This is a genomic window from Parabacteroides sp. AF27-14 (genome assembly GCF_003635425.1).
In the GTDB taxonomy this organism is placed as follows: Bacteria; Bacteroidota; Bacteroidia; order Bacteroidales; family Tannerellaceae; genus Parabacteroides; species Parabacteroides distasonis.
Window position 1 is genome coordinate 38,337 of record NZ_QTLZ01000015.1, and the last position, 23,252, is coordinate 61,588.

A 23,252-nucleotide genomic window follows, 5' to 3' on the forward strand; every position below is an offset into this window, starting at 1 on the left:
TATCAACTTAACTATTCCGATATTCCTGCGGGCTCATACCCACGTGGCGCTTGAAGTATTTCCCGAAAAAAGACATATTCGTGAAATTAAGCGCATAGGCTATGTCGTGTATGGAAAGGTTTGTTGATTTCAGCTGAGCCTTTGCGTCCATGATTACCATGGAGGTGATGATCTCCACGCAAGTTTTTCCGGTGGTTTGTTTGATAATGCTGCTTAGATGCGCTTGTGTGATGCCAAGCCGCTTGGCATACCATGCAACGGATCGTTGCATGGTGTAGTTTTGCATTACTAGTTGTGTGAAGTTCTTGCTGATTTGCTCTGCTTTAGAGAGATTTGCCTTGTCTGTCATTTGATCTTTATACATGGAGCTAACCCCCATTAATATACCGCCAAACAGATGATTGATAACATTCCTGTTCAATTGGGAGCCACAAATATCGTACGTCTTGATCAGCAACTCGAAATAATCTTTCAACAGAGGTAGTGCTTTTTCTTTCGGTTGATAGATCGGATTTTCTTTCACGATATAGTGCATATCTATACCCGATTTACTTGCGCTTGCCTTACTAAGGAAATCGGACGAGAATCCCATGAAATAGATTTGCAGATCTCCATCTACCTTATGAATCTGGAAAATGCTACCCGGTAAGATCGTGATAAAACTTCCTGGTTCTACCTTGAACTGCGTCAAGTTGATAGAAGCCTCCACCTCTCCTCCCAGACAGAGCACGAAGATCCCCGCTTTCAGCCGGCAGGGATAATTGGCGTAGAGGTTCAGCAATCCAATATCTCCGGCCGTGAGCTTCCCGATGACCCAATCTTGGGGCAGGTCTATTTTAGGGATGTCTTTTTCCATGTCTCTCTTATCATTCCTTAAGCATGAATACTTGGCAAAAGTAGATATTTTCAAAGACTTGTCGTGTCTTTTCGCAGAATATTTCTTGTACTTGGTAGGATTGAGCTCCACTTTTGCCGGAAAGCACATTTGTTATCGGAATTCTTTCTTTTGTGACGTTTTGATCAAAAGGTTCCGCATATCGTGACAAGACTGTTTTCTAGGCTTCCAAAAATAGCGGGAGTACACAGGTAATAATCGGCCTTTTTTGTGAGAAAACCGTGTTTTGGATACCTTTTAGGCGGCGAAAGTACGCACGATAGGTGTCGTTGGGCAACGCCGATACTGCCGTTGGGCATCGTAAGTAGCCGAGAACTGGATCGTGAGTAGTCGTGAATGGTCATTCGTATACTGGTATAACCCGATTCTTGCCCCCGGATCTCCCTTTTTTACGCTTCGAATATGAATTAGCATGAATTGTTTTCGCTAGAATAAAAGGCCGTTTTGGGCTATAGGGCTGTTAAGCAGTGGATTGCGGTTTTTTTCTTGAAAATTTGGGAGCGGCACGTACTTTTGCCCGGAATAATCGATTCTTCGGGAGTTAAGATTACAAATTGTCATTTTGCAACGATCTTTCTTCCACGTTGGGGGCGATGGCTTGTCGCTTTGTGCTATTTGAAAAAGAGAACATCGGCTTGCAAAAATCGGACATAGTGATTCTCTTAAACACTTCTGTATGTGTGGTAGTGAGAAGCGAAATCTAAAAAAAAGAATAGGTAATCATATAAACAGACCTTGTACGTGTTGTTGGGATGTTGTTCTTTTGCAGTTGAATTTGGGTTTGAATATCCTTATTCTAATAGGTGTGAATAGTATTTAAAGTATTGATATGAGAAAGATGAAGTTTACGAGTTGGGGGATGGCCTGCCTGCTGGGTGGATGCCTGTCGCTGGTCTCTTGCCAACAGGAGGAGTTGGGTGGAGTGCCTGTGGCGAAAGGGACGGGGACGATCACGCTCGAACTGAATGCGCAGCCGGGATTCGCCTCCGGTTCCAAAACGAAGGCGGTGGATGAGGCTGCCTATAAAGATAAAAATGAATATACGTTGCGGATCCTTTCGGGCGATAATATTAAGGGTGAGTACTTGTTTAAGGACCGGCCAGTTTCGATAGAGTTGGAGGAAGGCGCATATATGCTTAAAGCTTTTTACGGCAATGAGCAAGTGGCTTCCCGGAACGAGTTTTATGTGTATGGAGAGAAAGCGTTTGGCGTGAAAGGTGGCGATCTGGACAAGCTGGTCTCCGTGGAGTGTGTGCCTACTTGCGCCAAAGTGCAAGTGGATTTCGATGCGACGATGGCGACCTATTTCAGCGATTATAAGGTGGTATATGATACCAAGGCGTTGAATGGAGCTACAACGGCTACGTGGGTGAAGGATGATACGGAACCTTGGTATCTAAAGGTTGATAAGACGGGTGAGACGGTCAAGGCTACGATCTCCTTGACTCCAAAGGTGGAGTATGAGACCAAGGAAGCTACGATCGTCCAGACAAAGACGTTAAGTCCGAACCAAGGTTGGACATTGAAGGTGAAACCTAATTATAACCACGGTCAGCTGGGCTTGGAGATCACGATTGATGAGACAACGGTAGACGAGCCGATCGATATTATAATTCCCCCAAATTGGAAATAAATAATAAAAGGAAATGAAAGTATTTAATCATATAGGAATGGCCCTTTGCTTGTTGGTGGGCTTGGCTTCTTGCGAGATGCGGGAAGAGATCTTGGGTAAGAAGGACTCGCAGGAGTCTGGTTTGTTGCGTTTGTCGGTAGAGGCGATTGCCCCGAAGGTACAGACGAAGGCTGCGGTCGCTACGGATGATTTTGTAGTGAGTATAGTGGGCGTGAGCGAAGAGGTGAAGGGTGATACGAAGAATTATGATCGAGTGAGCGATTTGCCCGCCTCTATTGAGTTGTCGGTGGGTACGTATAATGTGGTTTCGCATACGCCGGGCGAATTGGAGAAGCAGATGGATTATCCTTATTACATGGGCAACAAGGACTTGTTGATCGAGAATGGTAAGGATACGCAGGCTAACGTGCAGTGCAAGATGCGAAACAGCCGGATCCAATTGACCTATACACCGGAATTCCTGGCTGCGTTTGAATCATGGACGATTACCTTGGACGATGGCTCTGATATAGCGTATAGTATTAGCCACGATAATAGGGTAGGTACATCTCCCAAGGCCGGTTATTATGCTTTCGAGGAGAACGGAGCTGAATTTGTTACGTTGAATATTCGTGCGACTACTGTTACGGGGAATGCGGTTACTTTTTCCCAGCCTTATTACAAGAAAGATGCGGAGAGTGGATATGATGAGAATGATGGTGCTAATTTCATGGGTGGTGATGCGTTGCTTATCACTTTGAAGCCGAAGGCTCCGGACGCACCAACGAGTGGTACGATCGGTATCGATGTTACGGTGAATGTCCTTTTCGCCAACTCGGATACGGAGGTGAAGATCGAGGTGAATGATAAGAATCAGACTCCGGATCCAAAGCCGGACCCAGACCCGACTCCGGGAGGGGATGGTGATTTGGTGCTGAATTTGCCGGAGGATATAACTTATTCAATAAAGGATGCGGAATTTCCTAAAGCTGTGGCTAAGGTGTTAGCTCCCAGTAAAATAAAAAGTATGACTGTTAAGATTGTTGCGGGGAATGAGCTTTTACCGGAGGCTTTAGAGTTGGCAAATTCAATAGGTTTAGATTTTTTGACTGGCGTAGATTTGGTATCACAAGGTAAGACTGTAGAAGCATTATTTACTTCTTTAAATTATCCGGAGGTTAAAGCTCCGAAATCAACAGATACGTTGTACGAGTTTCCTATAGATACATTTTTTTCATTATTGAATACTTCTGGAGTGACTGACATGGGAAAGGGGCATGAATTCCATATTACTGTGGTTGATGGTAATAATGAAAGTAAGTCTAATGTATTTAAGGTGTTTATAACAGAATAATATCTTATGAGAAATATACTGGCTATAGGTTTGTTTATCATTGCTTGTCTGTTTGTAGTCTCTTGTAAAGAGGAAGATACCTCTTTACAGGGTAAGATGGGCTATTTGCGTTTGGATGTGGCAACGGTGTCGAGTACGAATACCAAGTCGGCTGTCCCGGAGAATTATAATCCGAAGCAACTGCATGTGGAGATCAAGGATGCGAGTGGGAACATCGTGAAACGCACGGACAATTTTGATCTGGAGTGGAAAGGGGAGGAAATGATGCTGCCCCCGGGGAATTATACGATATCCGCTTCTTCAAACGGTTTTGACGGGAACGCCTCGGGTGAGGGTATCCCTTATTATACGGGTTCCACAACGGTGACCATTCCTGTGGATGGTAGTTCGGTATCTGCCTCGATTGTTTGCCGGTTGGCAAACGTGAAGGTGACATTTCGTTTCGATGCCTCTGTGTTGAATGTGTTTCGGAGCTTGGCGATGGAGGTCTCTTCTTCCGTGTCGGGAGTAGATTCGCAACTGGCCTCCTGTTCCGTAACCGAGCGGGTGGTCTATTTTCCGGTGGGGGATTTGACTGTGAAAACTTCCGTGACTAATATGGCAGGGACTCCTTTCCCGGCGTTAGAGAAACCGATTACGGGTGTCAAGGCGCGTGATCATTATATATTGAATTGCAAGTTGGGTGATTCTGGCAATGGTGGAATTACCGTGGAGGCGGATGATTCAGAGAAGGAATATACCTATACCTTCGAGGTGCCCACGGTCGCTTCTACGCAATTAGGTGTGGAGACTCCGGCCGTGCTATGGAGCCGGTTCGCCCATTTGGAAGGAAGTATCTTGTCTAAGTCGGAATCTTTCGTGCCGGATCCGAGTGCGATGAGATTCGAGTGGAAAAAGAAAGATGATGCGAATTGGAATACCTTAGCTCCCACGCAAGAGGGGGAGAAATATAAAGCTACCTTGACAAGTTTGGAACCGGGTACGGCGTACACGTATCGTCTTGTTTATAATAAGGAAAGTGATCAGTATGCGAGCGATGAGGTGATGTTTACGACAGAAAATGCTACAGTTCTTTACAATGGAGGGCTTGAGGATTGGTTTGAAAGGACAAACAAAGGACAAGGGTTGATTGGAACAACAACAACAAAGACTTGGTTCGCAACTTCAGAAGAGGAGTATAATAAGGTTGGTATTTATTGGGATTCTAGTAATCAAGGAACGACTATGGGATTAGGAGGTACTGTTAATATAAATCCGACTCAACCTAATTCAGAGAAAAAGCATAGCGGATCAACTTCTGCTGAGCTCAAATCTCAATATAAAGTGAAATTCGCCGCTGCCAGTCTTTATACAGGTTCTTTTGGCGGTTTGGTTGATATGAATGGTGCTAAGATCAACTTCGGCCAACCCTTCACCGCCCGTCCGACCCAATTGACCGGCTGGTTCCAATATTCTACCGGCACAATTGATTATGCGCAAAGCGGTTTGCCTGTAGGTAAAGGCGATACAGACCTTTGGTCTGCCTATATCGTCCTTACGAATGGCAAGTATCAGTTGAATAATACGGATATGGTAGGGACTTCCAAGGACTTTATGTCCATCTTGGAGAGCGGGAAACCTGATGCCAGCGGTTTTGACGTAATCGCCTATGGTGCGTTGCCCGATGTGGAATGCGTCGCCTCTTCTGAGTGGAAGCAGTTTACGATTGACTTGACCTATCGTAACTTGGTGGAGAAACCGACCCATATCATCATCGTTTTCTCTTCGAGCAAGTATGGCGATTATTTTACGGGAAGTACAAGTAGCATGCTGTACCTCGATGACCTCGAACTCATTTACGGTGATTCCCCCAAGCTCTTAGGCTCGGGGAATTAGGCGTGTGGAAGGTCAGCGAGGTTCGTCCGGAGATATTTGAATTTAAATAGAAGGTGAATAATGTATAAGACTTTGATAGTTCCCCTATTGGGTGTATTTTTTTTGTTGTTGAGTGGTGTCGGTGAGGCACAGGCTCAACGGCGTATGCAACGTATCGACCGTGAGATACAGAAGACAGTCTTTATTCCTAAAGGAACATGGATGGCTGGTGGTACGATATCTTATTCGGAGCATAACGAGAGTAACCTGAATTTCCTCGTCCTCAAAGATATTGAGGGGAAGGGATACGACTTCAGCGTAAGCCCTTATTTTGGTTATTTCTTTCGCGATAATATTTCTATGGGGGCACGTTTCGCCTATAAGCGGAATTACTTGGATCTTGGTAATTTCGACCTAAACTTGGGTGAGGATTTCAATATCAGTTTAAAGAACTTGTATTATCTGGAGCATAAATATGAGGCCTCTTGCTTTATTCGGACGTATATGCCGATCGGTAAGAGCAAGATCTTCGGTCTTTTCAATGAGGCTCGGTTGACGTATGGGTATGGCACGGGAAAGAACTCTACCGGTTCCGGTGCGGAGTATGACGGCTCGTATCAAACAGTACAGAATATGCAGATCGGTTTCGCCCCGGGTATGACGGCGTTTATCACGGATTGGTCGGCGGTAGAGGTGTCGGTTGGTGTGATGGGCTTCGACTTCAAGTGGATCGATCAAGAAACAAACAAAGTAGAGGAGGGACGGCAGCGGGTCTCTTCCGGAAATTTCAAGATCAATCTCTTCTCGATCAATATTGGTATGACGTTTTATCTGTAAGGAATGAAGATGAGGAATCGAAATATAATCTGTTATATAATATGTCTGTTATCATTGACCGCTTGCGTGATTGAAGATGATATCCCTTATCCGTTGTTGGAGGGAGCCATCCTTTCGATGACGGTGGAAGGGCAGCGTGCCGGTGAGGAGGGACAGAGCGTGGAGGCTACGATCGATGCGAAGGCCCGCACGGTGACCCTATTCGTGAACGACTCGGTGGATCTCTCCCGTTTGAAGATAAAATCCTTGAAAGTGACAGAGGGAGCTACCTTGATGGCCGATTCGGCTGCGTGTGCGGATATACTCCGTTTCCCGACAACGGGTTTCGCCTCTTTGGACAGTATCTCTTCCGATGCGAATACGCGGGTGGATTTTACCAAGCCGGTTTCCTTTACGGTGAAAACGTATCAGGAATATGTCTGGAAGGTGTCGGTGACGCAATTGATCAAACGAGAAGTGGACGTGACGGGGCAAGTGGCGGATGCCGTGATCGATCCGGTGAACCGTAACGTGATTATCTATGTATCTCCGGATCAATCGTTAAGCGACCTGCAAGTGAACAGCATGATGCTTGGTGGGGAGTTCGGGCGTGTGGAACCGGATCCTACCGATCCGGCGGAGAAAGATTATTCGAAAGGTCCCCGGCAGTTCTATGTGGGGTATAACTGGGAGGAGACGATGTCGAAATGGAATGTCTTCGTCTATCATAAGGAGAGTAACGCAAGTGGTGCGGAAGCTTTTGCGATGGTAACCCGTGCTACGCTTTCCGGAAAGATCCAGAGCGGGAAGACACCGGTCGTGGAGTATAAGCGACAGGCGGACGCGGCTTGGAGCACGTTGGCGGCTTCGGCTGTGAAGGTGTCCGGTACCTCCTTTACGGCCTCGCTGACGGGACTGAAGGCTGCCACTGCCTACCAATACCGGGTATCGGTAGATGGAACAGCGGGAGAGGAGCAATCTTTTACCACGGTGGAGGCGGTGCCCTTGACAAACGGTGGATTTGATGACTGGAGTTCCGTGGCCGTAGGCAAGAATACGCTTTGGCAGCCTTGGGCGGAGGGAGGAACCTCCTTCTGGGATACAGGAAACAAAGGGGCTACCACCGTGGGTAACAGCAACTCCACGCCTACTACCGAGACGAGCACGGGAAGCGGGCAGGCGGCCTCGTTGGAATCGAAATATATCGTCCTGAAGTTTGCCGCCGGCAACATCTTTACGGGTACTTACGTGCGGACAGATGGGACGAACGGTGTGTTGCAATTCGGCCGTCCCTTCACGAGCTTCCCCTCGAAGTTGCGGATCCATTATAAATACAATTGCGTTCCGATCAACAAGTCGGGCGACGATGATTTCAAATATTTGGTAGGTCGCCCGGACTCGTGTCAGGTCTATATCGCCTTGACTGACTGGGACGCTCCGCTGGAGATCCGTACTCGGCCTTCCGAACGTCAGCTCTTTGACCCTTCGGATCCGAAAGTGATCGCTTACGGCGAGCTGACGAAAGGCGAGCCTGTCTCCTCGTGGACGCAAGCGGATATCGTGCTGGATTACCGCTACACGAACCGTACGCCTAAATACATCGTGGTAGTCGCTTCTGCTAGCAAGTATGGCGATTACTTCACGGGTGGCGAGGGTAGCAAGCTTTGGCTGGATGAATGTGAATTGATTTACGACTAACAATAAGGAAAACAAACGATAGGATGAAAGCAATGAGACATATTCACTTGTACATATATTTACCCTTCTTCGCCCTGCTCGCGACACTCTCCGCTTGCGTGGGCGAGGAGCTTTCTGCCCCGAAGGGGGAGGGCACAGGGTATCTCCGGCTTACGCTGGGGGATATCTCGGCCGCTGTTTCCGCGGAGGTGGAGACGAAGGCGGGAACGCTTACGTTGCCCGATACGTATATTCCCGCGAAAACGGATTTCATGATTGATATTAAGCAAGGGGGTACTTCGTATGAAGGGTATCCGAAACCCTTTTCAGAGATAGAGGGGCAGAACTTGGAGTTGCCTACGAGCATTTATACTCTGGAGGTATATGCGGGAACGAATGAACTGATCCAAGAGAGTCCTTATTTTTATGGTTCCAAGGAGGTGCGTATCGTGCCGGGAGAGAGCTTGGTGGAATCCATTGAGACTTCCTTGGCGAATACGATGTTGGTGGCTGCGGTGAGTGAAAATCTGAGAAAGCATTATAAGACTTGGCAACTGACGGTAGAGGTGGGAGAAGCCTCCGATGTTTTAGCTACCCATGAGGTTTCGGAGGGAACCTTGTTTGTTCGTTCCGGGCAGACGGTGAAAGCTCTGTTCGAAGGTACGAATCTATTGGACAAGCCGGCGACCCCGAAGGGATGGGACTTGATTGATCAAGCGGAGGCTTGTAAGCAATATATCGTTCAGTGTGATCCGGATTTGTCTATTTTCTCGAACATACAGATGCAAGCACTTGCTACACCAACGTATGAAGAAGGTCTGCTGACGGGTTCTAGGATAACGTTGGGCTGTGTAGCGGAAGGGGTTCCTATTGAGTTGGTAGATACTTGGACAATCAGTGCTTTATACAATGACACGCCTATCCGGACTTATTCAGGTAATAATCTTACTGGTGCCATGACTGTGGTGGAGGGATGGCCGTATGTCCCGAAGGGATGTAAGTTGTCTACCTCTATTAGACTGCGAACAGGCGAGGAGCTTACGCTTCCTCCGGTAGATGTTGCGGTTACAGAGCCGGACTTCTCCGTAAGTGTTTCCGGTCGCACGAGTTATTCGGTTTATGCGGAAGAGAATAATCCTACCGCTGCGAATGCGATGGATGGATCAAGCATTGTTGATATCGTGGCTACGGCAAGTATAGCTGAGGGTATATTGAATAATCCGAATTATTCGAGTTTGTTGAAGAGTTCTTATAAAACGGATACCGGACAAGAATCAGGAGAGTTTGCCTATGGTGCAAAAGCAAGTTTCACTTCCCTTGCTTGGCAAAAGCACGTCCTGACTGCGACGGTTACTTTTGATGGGACAGAGAAAGTTTCTAATCCGATTGATTGCCATGTGACGGGGTTGCCGTATAAGGCAGAACCGCCGAGTAATACGGGGGATCATCCATGGACAGGCGATGGAAAAATTAGCTGGGATAGTGGTTCTGTGCAATTGGGAGGGGTGGCTGGTTCAGGTTCTCAATCAATAACATTGAATTTTTATATTCCAGGGAATGTGAATGTAGATGTTGCAACGAAGTATTATGTGCAAACAGCGACAGCTGATAATACCTTTACTTTAAATTTAGGCCAGAGTACATTATTTTCAACAAAAGTTTCTTTTTGGGGGAAAGAAACCAAAGAAGGTACCGTATCATCTACGATGACATCTTCTAATAATTATGTAAAATGTAATAATAGTTATGGATTAAGTTCCGCTCATTCAAAGGTCTATTATGTGAAAATTAATTATAGATAAGAGTGTAATAAAATAACAATATGAAACAAACATTTCTATTAGGCCTAACCGCCTTCGCTTTAGGTTTCCTCCCCTCCTGTAGCAACATCCTAGAGGATTCCGGAAGCCCCTCGGCTATCGCCGAGACCGGCAAGCTTAGCCTTGCCCTTGAGGCGGATGCCTCCGTCAATGTAACAACGAAAGCTACATCAACGGTCACGATTAGTGACGAAGTTAAAAACAATCTGGTGATCACCGGGACAAAAGAGGGCAGCTCTATTACTTTAGGCAAATCCTCTGATTTTGCCAATGGGGTCACAAGAGCCGTTCCCGCCGGTACCTATACGGAACTATCGGCTACGTACAGCCAAATGACCGGCGATTTGCAGTTCGACAGCCCCATGCTTGCGGGGAAGACAACGGAAACCGTAACCGTCACTCCCAACGCTGCGGCTGCAAAGGCCTCTATCACCGCCACGCTCACCAACTCGATCATCACGATCGATCAGGGAACGTTCGCCGAATTGCAGAAGATGGCTACGATCACCGAGCTTTATGTGTACACCGGCTCTGAAAGCTCCCTGCCTTCGGGCGAAAGCCAGAGATATTCCCTGCTATCCACCGAGAATACCTTGGAAGCCGGCAAGACCTTGTTCGTGAAACCCGGCCTCTCGAATGTGTTTATCCATATAGCAGGCAAGCTGATCGCGGACGAGAGCAAGACATTCGACACCTCGTCGCAGATACGGGAATCGGAAACGACTTCCACCACCGCCGCCACCAAGAACTACAGCGTACAATACAGTCTTGCGAACACGCAAGGCACATTAACGTTGACCATTAATGTAAACGGAACGGTAGAGATTGTCGAGATACCGGTCGAGGTCAATCCTTACGAGTGATTGTCTCCATTTATCCAGATTCTCCGTCCGATTTCCAAGTGTAATGATATTACGTATCTTACTTTTTGTAGTAACTTTGCAAAAAATATAACATAAAGAACAAGGTATGAGACATTCGCTAATTATTCTATTCAGTTTTTCGCTTCTCTCAATCTTTATGGCCCATGGGCAATCGGAGAATGAGAAATCCAAGGGCGATTCATTCTTGTTTTCCTTTATACCCGGAGAGGCTGATCTACAAGCTACCTACGGGAATAATTCAATAGAGATGGAGCGACTCAATCGGAAAATCTGGCCGGTGATGAATCCTTTGATGGATGGGGAGTTTCATGTGCTGATCGTCTCGCATATCTATACTGAGACAGGAGCGGTATCCAAAAACGCTGTCAACACTGCCATGTGGCGGGGGAATACCGTGAGGAAATATCTGAAAAACAAATACGAGCTTGATAATAAACAAATCTCCTTCTATGTAGACCGTAGCGGGGAATGGGGGAATAGCGTGCATGTGTATCTGCTTTATTTCGCTATGCCGGAGTTTGCCAATAAGCAGATCTTTTATTCCACGGATCAGTCTATACCTGCTATCTCGGCAAGCCTAAAACGATATACGGAGGTCCCTTATATTTACGTGCTCAATGATCCGGATCTTTGCGTGGATGATGAGGTGTTCGCTTATGTCGTGATCAGCAATAAGGCCGATCTTCCTTATGAGGAAGGGGCGATGGTTCCGGTGGCTCCTCCTGCGCAGGAGAAGGTGAGGCAAACGCCGGTAGTCTCTCAACCGGCTCGGACGGAACCTGAGATTACTCGGCAGGCAACGGTAGCTGTAACCCCTGAGCCTCAAGCTCCGGAACGGCAGTCTACCGCATATCAGCCCCGACAGGCGGAGACTCGTGCCGTGACGATGGAGAAAGTCTATCCTACTTTCCAAATGACAAATTTGACTGTTAGGACGAATGTACTGCCTTGGATGACGGTTCCCCCGGGTTTAAGTGTCGGTAAGGAGGGAGCGGAATTGAAGACAGGGTCTATCATGCCAAACTTGGAATTGGAGTATATGTTTGGAGGTTGGGGTTCTGTCGTATTGGGAGGTATGTATTCTCGGTTTGGTTATAAAGGGAATCCTAATAATTTGTGGGGAGTGTCGGTGCTATCTTTGGAGCCTCGACTATGGTTTAACGATGATGGTACTTATCGGGGATTCAACGTGGGCTTGCAGATGAAATACGGAAACTTCAACGTGCGCGATAATGAGCCGTTAGGACATGGAGAGACTGGACAGTTCTTCGGTATCGGGGCGATGCTGAATTATTTGCAACCTATCTCCGGGAATTTCGCTTTTGAGGCTGGGTTTGGCTTTGGCTCACGAATTATCTTTGATGCTTCCACTTACGAGCGGGATTATGATGCACAGGTGAGCGAGACTACGGAGAATTTCTCGGCGACCCATTTCATGCTTAATTTCCGGTTGGCGCTGGTGTATAGGTTTGGATTTAAATAAACGAGATTAAAGTCCCCTTCTCGGAAGTAGTAATGGACGCTGTGTAAATCTTATCTTCGATCTTTATTATAATAATCTTCTTTTTGTCGAAGAAATTACCTTTTTCGATGATGTCAAGAGCTTCCGCCTTATGTCCCCTAGCGGTAAGCTCTTTTTTTATACCTTGTTTTTATGTCTTCTTCCCATATATATTATTATTAGAGGTAAAGTTCCTAGCCTCATTAAGAGGAAACTCACTCACAAAGGAAATTATTCTTTTTCGTCTAACCAAATTATTCCGTACCTTTGCCCCTCAAAAAGAGAACACAAGGTATGGAAAAACATTTTAAGAGAACGCTGATTACTACGGCGTTGCCGTATGCGAACGGACCGGTGCATATCGGACACTTGGCCGGGGTGTATGTGCCTGCTGATATTTATGCCCGTTACCTTCGTTTGAAGGGAGAAGAAGTGTTGATGATTGGTGGTTCGGACGAGCATGGGGTACCCATCACGTTGAGAGCGAAGAAGGAGGGGATCACGCCGCAGGATGTGGTGGATCGTTACCACGGTATTATCAAGAAATCGTTCGAGGAGTTCGGTATCACGTTTGATATCTATTCACGTACTACTTCCGCTACGCATCATCAGATGGCCTCGGATTTTTTCCGTACATTGTATGATAAAGGCGAATTCATCGAGAAAACAAGCGAGCAATACTACGATGAGGAGGCGAAGCAATTCTTGGCCGACCGTTATATCACGGGTACTTGTCCGCATTGTGGAAACGAGAAGGCGTATGGCGATCAGTGCGAGGCTTGCGGTACTTCCCTTAGCCCGACGGATTTGATCGATCCGAAATCCGCTATCAGTGGCAGCAAGCCGGTGATGCGTGAGACGAAGCATTGGTATCTGCCTTTGGATAAGTGGGAGCCGTTCTTGCGTAAATGGATCTTGGAGGATCATAAGGAATGGAAGCCGAACGTCTACGGGCAGTGTAAGAGTTGGCTGGATATGGGTCTGCAACCCCGTGCGGTGAGTCGCGATTTGGATTGGGGTATCCCTGTTCCCGTAGAAGGGGCGGAAGGAAAGGTGCTGTATGTATGGTTCGACGCTCCGATCGGTTATATCTCTAATACGAAGGAGTTGCTGCCGGATAGCTGGGAGACTTGGTGGAAGGATCTGGAGACTAAAATGGTCCATTTCATCGGTAAAGATAATATCGTGTTCCATTGTATCGTGTTCCCTTCCATGCTGAAAGCGGAAGGTTCTTATAACTTGCCGGAGAATGTCCCCGCTAACGAGTTCTTGAACTTGGAGGGCGACAAGATCTCTACTTCCCGCAACTGGGCGGTTTGGTTGAACGAGTATCTGGTGGATATGCCGGGCAAGCAAGACGTGTTGCGCTATGTCTTGACGGCCAATGCGCCAGAGACAAAGGATAATGATTTCACATGGAAAGATTTTCAGGCTCGTAATAATAACGAGTTGGTCGCTATCTTAGGGAACTTCGTGAATCGTGCGTTAGTCCTTACGGATAAGTATTTCGAGGGTAAGGTGCCGGCGGCAGGCGAGTTGACGGATTATGATCGTCAGACCTTGAAGGATTTTGCGGATGTGAAAGAGAACGTGGAACGCCTGTTGGATACCTACCACTTCCGTGACGCTCAGAAAGAGGCGATGAACCTGGCCCGTATCGGAAATAAGTATCTCGCTGATATGGAGCCTTGGAAGTTGGCGAAGACGGATATGCCTCGTGTCGCTACGATCATGAACATCGCTTTGCAGATTACGGCTAATCTGGCGATCGCTTTTGAGCCGTTCTTGCCGTTTAGCATGGAGAAACTGAATAAGATGCTGAATGTAGAGTCGTTGGGATGGAATCGCCTAGGTGCTACGGATCTATTGGAGGCCGGTCATCAATTGGGCAAGGCAGAGTTGTTGTTCGAGAAGATAGAGGATAGCGTGATCGAGGCCCAAGTGCAGAAATTATTGGATACGAAGAAAGCGAATGAGGAAGCGAATTATAAGGCGAAACCGATCCGTGAGAATATTGAGTTCGATGATTTCATGAAACTGGATATCCGTGTGGGTACGGTTCTGGAATGCGTGAAGGTTCCGAAAGCGGATAAGCTGCTTCAGTTCCGTATAGACGATGGCCTGGAGAAACGCACGATCGTATCGGGCATCGCCCAGCATTATAAACCCGAGGAATTGGTAGGCAAGCAAGTTTGCTTCATCGCTAACTTAGCTCCCCGTAAGCTGAAAGGTATTGTTTCCGAGGGCATGATTCTCTCCGCCGAGAATTTCGATGGAAAGCTGGCCGTTATCACCCCGGAGAAAGAGGTGAAACCGGGTAGTGAGGTGAAATAGGAAATCCTTCTGGAATGGCATAATTAAAAGTAGGGACATTCAAGTGCTATTTGAATGTCCTTCCTTTTTCATTTTTAAATAATAAGATCGCAGATATGGAGAAAAAAATACAAATGGTTGATTTAGTTGGTCAATATCATCGACTAAAGGAAGAGATAGATGAAGCTATGTTTTCAATGATAGAGAGTAGCTCTTTTATTAATGGCCCGATGGTGAAGGTTTTTGGCTCAAATCTGGCAGCTTATTTAGATACGGAGTATGTGATTCCCTGTGGAAACTGTACCGATGCTTTACAAATCGCTTTGATGCGTTTGAATTTAAAGCGAGGAGATGAGGTAATAGTGCCGGCGTTCACATATGCGGCGGCGGCTGAGGCTGCGGTTTTATTAGGTCTGGTTCCTGTTTTGGTTGATGTAGATGAGCGTACTTTTAATATTTCTCCGGAAGCCATAGCTGAAGCTATAACGGATCGTACGAAGGTTATCATTGCGGTCCATCTTTTTGGACAAAGCTGTGATATGCATCCGATATTGGAATTGGCTAGGAAAAATGATTTATATGTTATTGAAGATAATGCGCAATCATTGGGCGCGGAATATACATTCCCGGACGGAACCTCAAGAAAGACCGGGACGATAGGCGATATTGGCGCTTTGTCTTTTTTCCCGACAAAGATTTTAGGATGTTATGGTGATGGAGGAGCTGTGATCGTACATGACGCGGACTTGGCAGAAGAAGTCCGTATGACTACGGTGCATGGACAAAATGTAAAGTATCATCATCAGATTATAGGTTGTAATTCCCGCCTTGATACCTTACAGGCGGCTATCTTAAATGCTAAATTAAAACATATAGATGACTTTATTGCCTCCCGACAAGCTGCTGCCCGGCGATATGATGCAAGCTTATCAAGTTTGGATGGTATATTGTTGCCTACTTGTATTCCTTCCTCAACACATGTATACCACCAATATACGATACAGGTCTTGGATGGCCGTCGTGAGGCTTTGCAAAATTATTTAAAAGAACATGGAATCCCTGCCTTGATTTACTATCCCGTTCCAATGCAAGAACAAATTGCGTTTAAGGATCATGTTCGGCATGGAGGCGACTTGTCTGTAGCTAAACGCCTTACACGAAACGTCCTCTCCCTCCCTATACATACGGAGATGGAAGAGGATGTTCAAGAGTATATTATAGATATACTACATGATTATTTAAACCACTAAAGAATCTATAAATTGATCAGGCTTTTCAAATATTTTCCAGATACGAGATGCTTTTAATGAGGGCTTGAGTTTTTTCTCAGCGACTAAAATATCATATCTAATAAGTATATATTGTAATGCTAAGATTTCAAGTTCATTTAATCCTCCTCCATAACAAGGAGAACTATGCATTATGAACTTATTTATCTTGAGATCGAAATCTTTGTCGGACATAGCATCTATCTTGCATAAATCAATTTGTATTTCCTCTTTTTTGTTTGTATCGTCATATAAGGCAATGTATGTATCTTCTATATAGAAGGGGTTTTTTTTGTCATTTCGTTGAATTCCTTTCCCCCAACCTTTAATATGAGAGGTTTCTAGCTTATGTAGAGATAATATTTTCAATAAAAGTTCCTTAAATATGTTGGATGCGTTAAAAGTTGTAGACCAATAGTAATTATTCCCATAAGTATATAGGTCATAAAGCTGTATGTTTTTTTTGTATAGGTCAGTTCCTAGATTAGTGGAAAATCTATAATTTTGAGATAGTTCCTCTGGTGAATAGTTGAGATTGAAATAATATATTAGGTTTTGTGGTCTGATGTTTATATTGTTGATAGTATTGAATTGTAGTATAATATCTTCTTTCATGGGGAAATTTATAGAATAAATAGTGTGTATTTGATTATTCTTTCTCTTTATATGAATTCGGTAAAAATACAGAGTTTTCTTTGTCTCGTTACTTTTGAAATCAATGTTTAAAAACTTTAAATTATTTGTTGTACCTGTTTCTTTATTTTTACTTATTTGATAAAAACTTATAGGTGTTTCTGTCATTTTCTCAAGTTTTCGTACCGCACATAAAGGTGTATTAGATAAATGTATTGATGAAGATAGAATTGTATTAGGGATTTCCTCTGAAGCTAGAAAATAAAGTCCGAAATTAGGGTTGTGAAAATCTTTATCATTAGAATTAAATTGGCCTGTTGTTTGTAATGGTTTTGCATTGCCATTCCATAAAGGTACCCATGGATAAATACTACTTTTGTACTTTCCTCTGGATTTTTTTAACTGATAAGAAGATATGATGGAAAGTATGGTGATAACTAATGCAAATATGGTTGATATATTTGTGTTGTCTTTTAGAATTTCTATTGAAAAGTTATTTAATAAAATGCTTTTGTATATTTCATGAATTGATTTGATTGATGATAATAATGTATATAGTGCGGATATAAATATGATTAGCGTTGAAATATTGAATAAGCGAGTTTCTCTAATAAAGGTCCTAATGAAAATAATAGGGGCAAAACTTATCCATGGAAGCCTTAGCTTTTCATTTGCCGTTTTTTTATAAAAATGATCTCCTATTCTATTAGGGGATATGCATATTTTTTTAAAATAGAGTTTAATTAATGATGGAAATTCTGCAATGAAAAAACCTTCACTCTCAAGATATTTATCTTGTGCTGGATAAAACTGTAACTCTTCGATGTCCTCTGTTTTAATAGTACAGCATAAACCAATCTCTCCATTATCTGTAATAATGCTAAAGTCAGAGAACTGTGGTATTATATCCTTAGCATTTTTATTAGATATTCCTATTTCTTCTTTCAGTCCACGAATGATCCATTGTTGTACATCATATTCTCCTTCAGGATTTTTATCTGTCTCGGAAAAAGCTTCGTCAATAGAAACATGAAGTCGAGATTGCTTTTGTGCGTCTATTTTGGATGAACGTATAGTTATGAGACATGAGTTTTTATTCTTCCCATTTTTTCCGCAGACAATTGCATCAACTCCCATTGAAGAAAATATGTAAGTCAAAGTTCTCATTAGTAAACTCTTTACTGTTTCGTTGTCTTTGTTTTGATATAAGGATAAGAATAGCCGCTTGAAAAAGTCGTTATTAGATTCTTTTCCATCTTCATTCTTTGTTTGATCAAGATATAACTCTTTAAATATTTTCCATGTGAAATGATCTGTAATATAGCACTTTAATGTAATATCATCTTTCTTGATATTATAATCATATAGTCCCACTTTGTCTCCAATAAATGCCATATCTAATTCCTTGTTTTTGCGACGATTGTTTAGCCTATCGATTATAGTGACTATTTTTGACTCATCTAAGACAAATTTTTGGATGAAATTTATATCTTCAATAGATATAGCATCTTGATATTCAGGTTTTATTTCTTTTTTAATTCGTTCATAGTAATCATTTAAATGTTTAATTCTATCTTTTAATAATGATGTTGCCTCATTGTTTTTTGTTAATTGTGTATTTCGATTCTCAAAAGGAATATTTTTCCAACCATGTTCTAAAAATGAGAAATCATACTCGGAAGAGTATTCTGTTCTAATGTTATGTATTTTGCGTTTTAATACGTATGCAAAATTATTACTTTTTAATTGTTGTTCATGTAGTTTTAATAATGTGCGTTTTATTATTGTTTCAAATGCCTTTATTAATATAAATACAATAGTTATACTTAATGTTATGAAGAAATAATTCTCTGCTAGATATGTTATAATAGATTCTATCATGATATTATATTTAAGATGTTATTGTATGATTCTTCCCGGATTCCCTATCACGACCGCATGTGCCGGTACGTCCTTGGTTACGACCGCTCCAGCACCTATCATGGCCCACTCTCCGATAGTTATTCCGCAAACTATAGTAGCGTTCGCTCCGATAGAGGCTCCGTATTTTACGATGGTTTCGGAACAAACCCAATCTTCGGAGGTCTTTAATTCCCCATCTTCCGTGATCGATCTAGGCCATTTATCATTAGTGAAAGCTACACCGGGGCCTATGAATACTCCATCCTCAATCGTAACTCCGTGCGGAATCATGACATTATCTTGAATCTTTACTTTATTCCCTATTTGCACATCATTGTCTACGTAGATATTCCGGTGTATTTTACATTGTTCACCAATCTTTGCATTCTCTCCGATTATTGTATGGTTCTCAATAATGGTTTTATTCCCGATGGTAGCGGAAGGTGCTACTTCTGCGGTTGGGTGGATTATATATTGGGATTGATAAGCTGATAATAGTTCCTGTATGTAATTTTGCGCAGCTTCTGTTTCTTGGGGTTTTGGAGCCCATGGGGCCATATCTTTAGGGTCTATAGGAGCAAATGGCCCTTGTTTGATTTCATATATAACAGTATTGGTTTCTAGAACAATAAAAGAATGCCATATATCTGGCTCTATCTCCATTCCGAAAACACCTTTAGCAGGGTTAATCTCGTGGATTTGTGTAATTGTGCCTTTGTCATCAAACAAAAATGTAAGTACACTCCCTCTTAGTACGAGGAATATCTCTTGTTTTTGGGCTTGGAGATGCCTATGAGGAGGTAAATATGTATTTGGCTCAAGAGCATTTAATAATCTTTGAACAGGCTCATCCATTTGTTTATGGAAGTTATAATTCATTCGTAAGCGTACGTTTGTCTTAGCTTGTTCGCTTACGGTATTTAGTAATGTGCTATCAATGATTTTCATTGTAAAATGAGTTTTTAAGATTAACGTCCTAAATATCGGAATAAATTTAATATGAGTGTGAATAATATAAAGAATAAGATAGTTCTCAGCCCATTTTTTGTTTTTAAGGCAATATTTAGGTTCTTGTTGCTAAAAGAAGTACTTTTGTACTTCTTTAATGAATAAGTGTTTTATGAATAAGAAGATACGTTTCGCCGTGATCGGCTGTGGTCATATAGGTAAGCGTCATGCCGAGATGATTACCCGGGATGAAGGGGCGGAGTTGGTCGCTTTGTGTGATATCCGTCCGAAAGAGGAGCTGGGGATCGAGGCTTACGCAGTCCCTTTCGCCCGGAATATAGATGAACTATTCCGTTTGGGATTGGATATAGATGTGGTGAATATTTGTACACCCAACGGTTTACATGCCGAGATGGCGATCCAAGCGATAGAAAGCGGACATCATGTGGTCATAGAAAAGCCTATGGCCTTGACCTTGGCGGATGCCGAGAAAGTGGTTTATACCTCGCTGAGATTCCGTAAGCAGGTATTTTGCGTGATGCAAAACCGATATTCCCCGCCTTCGGTCTGGATCAAGGAGATGGTTGAGTCTGGAAAATTAGGCCAGATTTATATGGTGCAGCTGAATTGCTACTGGAACCGTGATGAACGCTACTATAAACCCGGAGGATGGCATGGCGACGCTGCCTTGGATGGTGGTACCTTATTCACCCAATTCTCCCATTTCATCGACATTATGTACTGGTTATTCGGGGATATCTGTAATATCCAGACCCGTTTCGCCGACTTCAACCACGAGAAACTGACCGCCTTTGAGGATTCCGGTTTCGTGAATTTTAATTTCGTGAACGGTGGAATGGGCAGTTTGAGCTACTCTACGGCGGTATGGGACAAGAATCTGGAAAGCAGCATGCTGATCGTGGCTGAGAATGGCAGCGTGAAAATCGGCGGTCAATATATGAATGAGGTAGAATATTGCCATATCAAGGGGTATGAAATGCCGGAATTGGCCCCTACCAACCCCGGCAATGATTATGGCCCTTACAAAGGCTCCGCCCAAAACCACAACTTCGTGATCCGTAACGTAGTCAATGTCCTTTCTGGCGCCCCCGGCGAGATCATAACGACCAACGTCTTGGAAGGTATGAAGGTGGTGGATATTATACGGAGGATTTATGCGGGGAAGGGGTGAGGGCATATGTAAGGCGGGAAAAAGTCAGCATTACTTACCTCTTCATAGAATATATACTGCAAGTGGCAACGCAGTATATATCCTTTGGCACTTGCAGTACTACTGCGTTTTCAACAGACAAGTTTAGGCTTGAACACGTCTGATTATGGTGGTTCGATTTACTCCCTGTTTTGAGCACTGTGAGATAGAATGAAAAGTGTAAATTTAAAAATGTGAAATCATAGTTTTAAGCGGGATTTCCATGGATCATAGATCGTGAAATATGCGTGAAATGCTTATCTTTGTCAACTTACTATAAAAATCAGATGGCAGAGCAATCATTAAAAGACAAGGCGGCGAAAGGGCTTTTCTGGGGAGGTGTCAGCAATGGCTTGCAGCAGGTATTGGGTATGTTGTTCGGTATCTTCTTGGCTCGTATATTATCGGTGGATGATTATGGCTTGGTGGGGATGTTGGCGATTTTTGTGGCGATCGCCAATTCCATATCGGAGAGTGGGTTCACTGCGGCGTTAACGAATAAGAACGAGTTCAAGCACGCAGATTATAACGCTGTCTTTTGGTTTAATCTGATTGCGGGTAGTTTATCGTATGTGGTCTTGTTTCTCGCCGCACCCCTTATTGCCCGTTTCTTTGGGCGTGTGGAGTTGGTCGCCTTATCCAGGCTTTTTTTTCTGACGATTATTTTGGGGGCGTTCGCTACAGCCCATAGTGCGATCTTGTTCAAGCGTATGATGGTGAAAGAGCGGGCGAAGATCGATTTGTGCGCTTTGGCGTTGTCTGGGGTCGTGGGGATCTTGCTGGCGTTGTCTGGGTTCGGGTATTGGGCCTTGGCATGGCAATCCGTGACGTTTTCGGTCGTGACGATGCTCCTGCGGTGGTATTTTTCGCCTTGGCGACCAACTCTCAACGTCGACCTCTGGCCGGTGAAGGAGATGTTCGGGTTTAGTGCGAAATTGTTGTTGACCAATATCTTCAATTATATCAACAGCAATATCTTCTCCGTCTTGCTGGGGAGATTCTACAATGCGATGGAGGTGGGCTATTATTCGCAAGGCAACAAGTGGATGTCGATGGGGTATTCGTCTATCTGGGGGATGATAAACGGGGTCGCACAGCCTATTTTCACGGAGATAACGGATGATAAGGAGCGTCAGCGGATAGTTTTGCGCAAGATGATCCGTTTTGCGGCGTTTGTCTCTTTTCCCGTCATGCTGGGGCTGGCCTTTATTGCGAGGGAGTTGATCGTTGTTGCGGTGGGGGACAAATGGTTGCCTAGCGTCCCGATCCTCCAGTTGTTTTGTGTTTGGGGGACGGTTAGTCCGGTGCAACTACTGTACTCGCAACTGGCGATTGCCTATGGCCGCTCCGATTTCTATATGAGGAGCCATATCTTTATCGGTATATTGCAGTTGGTGGTGGCTTTAGCGATGTTGCGCTTTGGTGTTATCTGGATGGTGTTAGCGAATGTATTGATTTATACGTTTGTTTGGACATTGATCTGGCAATGGTATATCAACCGGTTGATCGGAATACGCTTGGGGGATTTGTTACGGGATATATGCCCTTATGGGGGGGGGGCGATCTTTGTCTTTGCGTGCGTGTATTGCCTTACGGGATCGATCGGGAATTTATACCTTTCGCTGGTCGCTAAAATCGTATTGTCGGTATTATTTTATGTGGCTATCATGTACTTTAGTAAGTCTGTCATTTTTAAAGAGGTTGTCGAATTTATCCTTAAAAGGAAATAATTAAGGTTTTTACGTATATGGGAATAGAGCATCAAGAGCGTTCGGGTTTGGATATGTGTCGCGATATCACGGTCATTACCATTTGTTTTAATTCGGGGGAGACGATTCGGCGAACCTTTAACTCGGTGTTGAGGCAAACCTCCTTGCCCAAGGAATATGTCGTGGTGGATGGCGGGTCTACAGACGCTACCGTCTCGATCATACAGGCGTATGAGAAACTTTTTACCGACTCGGGTGTCGATTTCAAGTGGGTATCGGAAAAGGATAACGGGCTTTATGACGCTATGAACAAAGGCGTGCGGATGGCGTCTGGCGTGTGGGCGCATTTCTTGAATAGTGATGATTACTATGTGAACGAGTATGTTTTGGAGACCGTCAAGCCTTATCTTTTGCGGACGGAAGCCGCGGTCGTATATGGCAGGACTATTTGTATCCATGACCGGATACATTCGGTGATGCCCGATATAAAGGAGGATAAATTGCGATTGAATATGTTGTTGGGATGCCCAGTTCAGCAGCCCGCTTCCTTTTACCGGGTCTCCTTGTTTGTGGAGGAGCGATATCGGTTTGATACCAGCTATAAGATATCGGCCGATTACAAGTTGTTCGTGGAGCTGATTCAGGCGCAGGTGGGCTTCTTGTTTATGCCGGTGTTCGTGACCTGCTTCAGCGAGACCGGTATCTCCTCTGTCCATAGAGAGGACTTGGCGCGAGAGGAGGACTTGCGTTTGCTCCGCGAGCGTGGGGTTAGCACGCTCTTGATACGGTCGAAAGGATGCAGACCCCTGTATAAGTCGATATTGCTATGTATTCAAATGTTATCAAAGTTGTAGGA

At 44.3% G+C, this 23,252-nt stretch carries 17 protein-coding genes and 1 pseudogene; 13 read left to right on the forward strand and 5 right to left on the reverse strand.

Annotated elements, in window-relative coordinates:
* Positions 1-7 precede the first annotated feature (7 nt).
* Both DWY79_RS14905 and DWY79_RS22600 read right to left on the reverse strand, forming a co-directional pair.
* Positions 8-856 carry an AraC family transcriptional regulator gene (locus tag DWY79_RS14905; protein ID WP_008774338.1) on the reverse strand — a complete coding sequence of 283 codons (849 nt, stop codon included), beginning with the start codon at positions 854-856 and terminating at the stop codon, positions 8-10.
* A gap of 276 nt (positions 857-1,132) precedes the next feature.
* On the reverse strand, positions 1,133-1,309 hold the full coding sequence (locus DWY79_RS22600; protein ID WP_154396225.1) for a hypothetical protein: 177 nt from the start codon (positions 1,307-1,309) through the stop codon (positions 1,133-1,135).
* A gap of 415 nt (positions 1,310-1,724) precedes the next feature.
* Between DWY79_RS22600 and DWY79_RS14910 the strand changes: the two genes are divergently transcribed.
* The 10 genes from DWY79_RS14910 to DWY79_RS14955 all read left to right on the forward strand — a co-directional run bounded on the left by DWY79_RS14910 (position 1,725) and on the right by DWY79_RS14955 (position 15,976).
* Positions 1,725-2,528 carry a DUF4493 domain-containing protein gene (locus tag DWY79_RS14910; RefSeq protein ID WP_122297607.1) on the forward strand — a complete coding sequence of 268 codons (804 nt, stop codon included), beginning with the start codon at positions 1,725-1,727 and terminating at the stop codon, positions 2,526-2,528.
* 13 nt (positions 2,529-2,541) lie between these two features.
* Entirely contained in the window at positions 2,542-3,861 is a 1,320-nt protein-coding gene (locus DWY79_RS14915; protein WP_122369609.1) for a DUF4493 domain-containing protein, read from the forward strand.
* A gap of 6 nt (positions 3,862-3,867) precedes the next feature.
* Positions 3,868-5,736, forward strand: a complete 1,869-nt coding sequence (locus DWY79_RS14920) for a PCMD domain-containing protein (protein WP_122297609.1) — start codon at positions 3,868-3,870, stop codon at positions 5,734-5,736.
* A 144-nt stretch (positions 5,737-5,880) separates the two neighbouring features.
* Entirely contained in the window at positions 5,881-6,552 is a 672-nt protein-coding gene (locus tag DWY79_RS14925; RefSeq protein ID WP_370449986.1) for a hypothetical protein, read from the forward strand.
* Between the two features lie 9 nt (positions 6,553-6,561).
* Entirely contained in the window at positions 6,562-8,229 is a 1,668-nt protein-coding gene (locus DWY79_RS14930) for a PCMD domain-containing protein (RefSeq protein ID WP_172986701.1), read from the forward strand.
* A gap of 23 nt (positions 8,230-8,252) precedes the next feature.
* On the forward strand, positions 8,253-10,010 hold the full coding sequence (locus DWY79_RS14935) for a DUF4493 domain-containing protein (RefSeq protein ID WP_122297612.1): 1,758 nt from the start codon (positions 8,253-8,255) through the stop codon (positions 10,008-10,010).
* A gap of 20 nt (positions 10,011-10,030) precedes the next feature.
* Positions 10,031-10,891 carry a DUF4493 domain-containing protein gene (locus DWY79_RS14940; RefSeq protein WP_122297613.1) on the forward strand — a complete coding sequence of 287 codons (861 nt, stop codon included), beginning with the start codon at positions 10,031-10,033 and terminating at the stop codon, positions 10,889-10,891.
* 106 nt (positions 10,892-10,997) lie between these two features.
* Positions 10,998-12,395 (forward strand): DUF3575 domain-containing protein, encoded by a 1,398-nt coding sequence (locus DWY79_RS14945; RefSeq protein ID WP_122297614.1) that lies wholly within the window; start codon positions 10,998-11,000, stop codon positions 12,393-12,395.
* 312 nt (positions 12,396-12,707) lie between these two features.
* A complete protein-coding gene (gene metG, locus DWY79_RS14950) occupies positions 12,708-14,747 on the forward strand; it encodes a methionine--tRNA ligase (RefSeq protein ID WP_122369611.1) in 2,040 nt (679 codons plus the stop codon).
* A gap of 95 nt (positions 14,748-14,842) precedes the next feature.
* Complete coding sequence (locus DWY79_RS14955; protein ID WP_199705241.1) at positions 14,843-15,976, forward strand: DegT/DnrJ/EryC1/StrS aminotransferase family protein; 1,134 nt, start codon at positions 14,843-14,845, stop codon at positions 15,974-15,976.
* Here the strand turns inward: DWY79_RS14955 and DWY79_RS14960 are convergent.
* From DWY79_RS14960 to DWY79_RS23065, 3 genes and pseudogenes are all read right to left on the reverse strand, one after another.
* Positions 15,965-18,508 (reverse strand): hypothetical protein, encoded by a 2,544-nt coding sequence (locus DWY79_RS14960; protein ID WP_122369613.1) that lies wholly within the window; start codon positions 18,506-18,508, stop codon positions 15,965-15,967. The two genes, DWY79_RS14955 and DWY79_RS14960, sit on opposite strands and share 12 nt — an antisense overlap.
* Positions 18,509-18,526: 18 nt before the next feature.
* Complete coding sequence (locus DWY79_RS23305; protein ID WP_333559018.1) at positions 18,527-18,859, reverse strand: acyltransferase; 333 nt, start codon at positions 18,857-18,859, stop codon at positions 18,527-18,529.
* A gap of 162 nt (positions 18,860-19,021) precedes the next feature.
* Positions 19,022-19,477: pseudogene (locus DWY79_RS23065) on the reverse strand (WbuC family cupin fold metalloprotein); the annotation flags it as partial.
* Positions 19,478-19,649: 172 nt separating this feature from the next.
* Between DWY79_RS23065 and DWY79_RS14970 the strand changes: the two are divergent.
* From DWY79_RS14970 to DWY79_RS14980, 3 genes are all read left to right on the forward strand, one after another.
* Positions 19,650-20,669: a Gfo/Idh/MocA family protein gene (locus DWY79_RS14970; protein ID WP_122369632.1), complete on the forward strand. Its 1,020-nt coding sequence runs from the start codon at positions 19,650-19,652 to the stop codon at positions 20,667-20,669.
* A 305-nt stretch (positions 20,670-20,974) separates the two neighbouring features.
* Positions 20,975-22,417 carry a lipopolysaccharide biosynthesis protein gene (locus tag DWY79_RS14975; RefSeq protein ID WP_057328620.1) on the forward strand — a complete coding sequence of 481 codons (1,443 nt, stop codon included), beginning with the start codon at positions 20,975-20,977 and terminating at the stop codon, positions 22,415-22,417.
* Positions 22,418-22,434: 17 nt separating this feature from the next.
* Positions 22,435-23,250 (forward strand): glycosyltransferase family 2 protein, encoded by an 816-nt coding sequence (locus DWY79_RS14980; protein ID WP_057328621.1) that lies wholly within the window; start codon positions 22,435-22,437, stop codon positions 23,248-23,250.
* Positions 23,251-23,252 lie beyond the last annotated feature (2 nt).

Coding starts and splice junctions, on each gene's coding strand:
- DWY79_RS14975 (WP_057328620.1), top strand. CDS start 20,975: ATGGCAGAGCAATCATTAAAAGACAAGGCGGCGAAAGGGCTTTTCTGG.
- DWY79_RS14955 (WP_199705241.1), top strand. CDS start 14,843: ATGGAGAAAAAAATACAAATGGTTGATTTAGTTGGTCAATATCATCGA.
- DWY79_RS14960 (WP_122369613.1), bottom strand. CDS start 18,508: ATGATAGAATCTATTATAACATATCTAGCAGAGAATTATTTCTTCATA.
- DWY79_RS14980 (WP_057328621.1), top strand. CDS start 22,435: ATGGGAATAGAGCATCAAGAGCGTTCGGGTTTGGATATGTGTCGCGAT.
- DWY79_RS14920 (WP_122297609.1), top strand. CDS start 3,868: ATGAGAAATATACTGGCTATAGGTTTGTTTATCATTGCTTGTCTGTTT.
- DWY79_RS14910 (WP_122297607.1), top strand. CDS start 1,725: ATGAGAAAGATGAAGTTTACGAGTTGGGGGATGGCCTGCCTGCTGGGT.
- DWY79_RS14930 (WP_172986701.1), top strand. CDS start 6,562: ATGAGGAATCGAAATATAATCTGTTATATAATATGTCTGTTATCATTG.
- metG (WP_122369611.1), top strand. CDS start 12,708: ATGGAAAAACATTTTAAGAGAACGCTGATTACTACGGCGTTGCCGTAT.
- DWY79_RS14925 (WP_370449986.1), top strand. CDS start 5,881: ATGCAACGTATCGACCGTGAGATACAGAAGACAGTCTTTATTCCTAAA.
- DWY79_RS14940 (WP_122297613.1), top strand. CDS start 10,031: ATGAAACAAACATTTCTATTAGGCCTAACCGCCTTCGCTTTAGGTTTC.
- DWY79_RS14970 (WP_122369632.1), top strand. CDS start 19,650: ATGAATAAGAAGATACGTTTCGCCGTGATCGGCTGTGGTCATATAGGT.
- DWY79_RS14945 (WP_122297614.1), top strand. CDS start 10,998: ATGAGACATTCGCTAATTATTCTATTCAGTTTTTCGCTTCTCTCAATC.
- DWY79_RS14915 (WP_122369609.1), top strand. CDS start 2,542: ATGAAAGTATTTAATCATATAGGAATGGCCCTTTGCTTGTTGGTGGGC.
- DWY79_RS14935 (WP_122297612.1), top strand. CDS start 8,253: ATGAAAGCAATGAGACATATTCACTTGTACATATATTTACCCTTCTTC.
- DWY79_RS22600 (WP_154396225.1), bottom strand. CDS start 1,309: ATGCTAATTCATATTCGAAGCGTAAAAAAGGGAGATCCGGGGGCAAGA.
- DWY79_RS14905 (WP_008774338.1), bottom strand. CDS start 856: ATGGAAAAAGACATCCCTAAAATAGACCTGCCCCAAGATTGGGTCATC.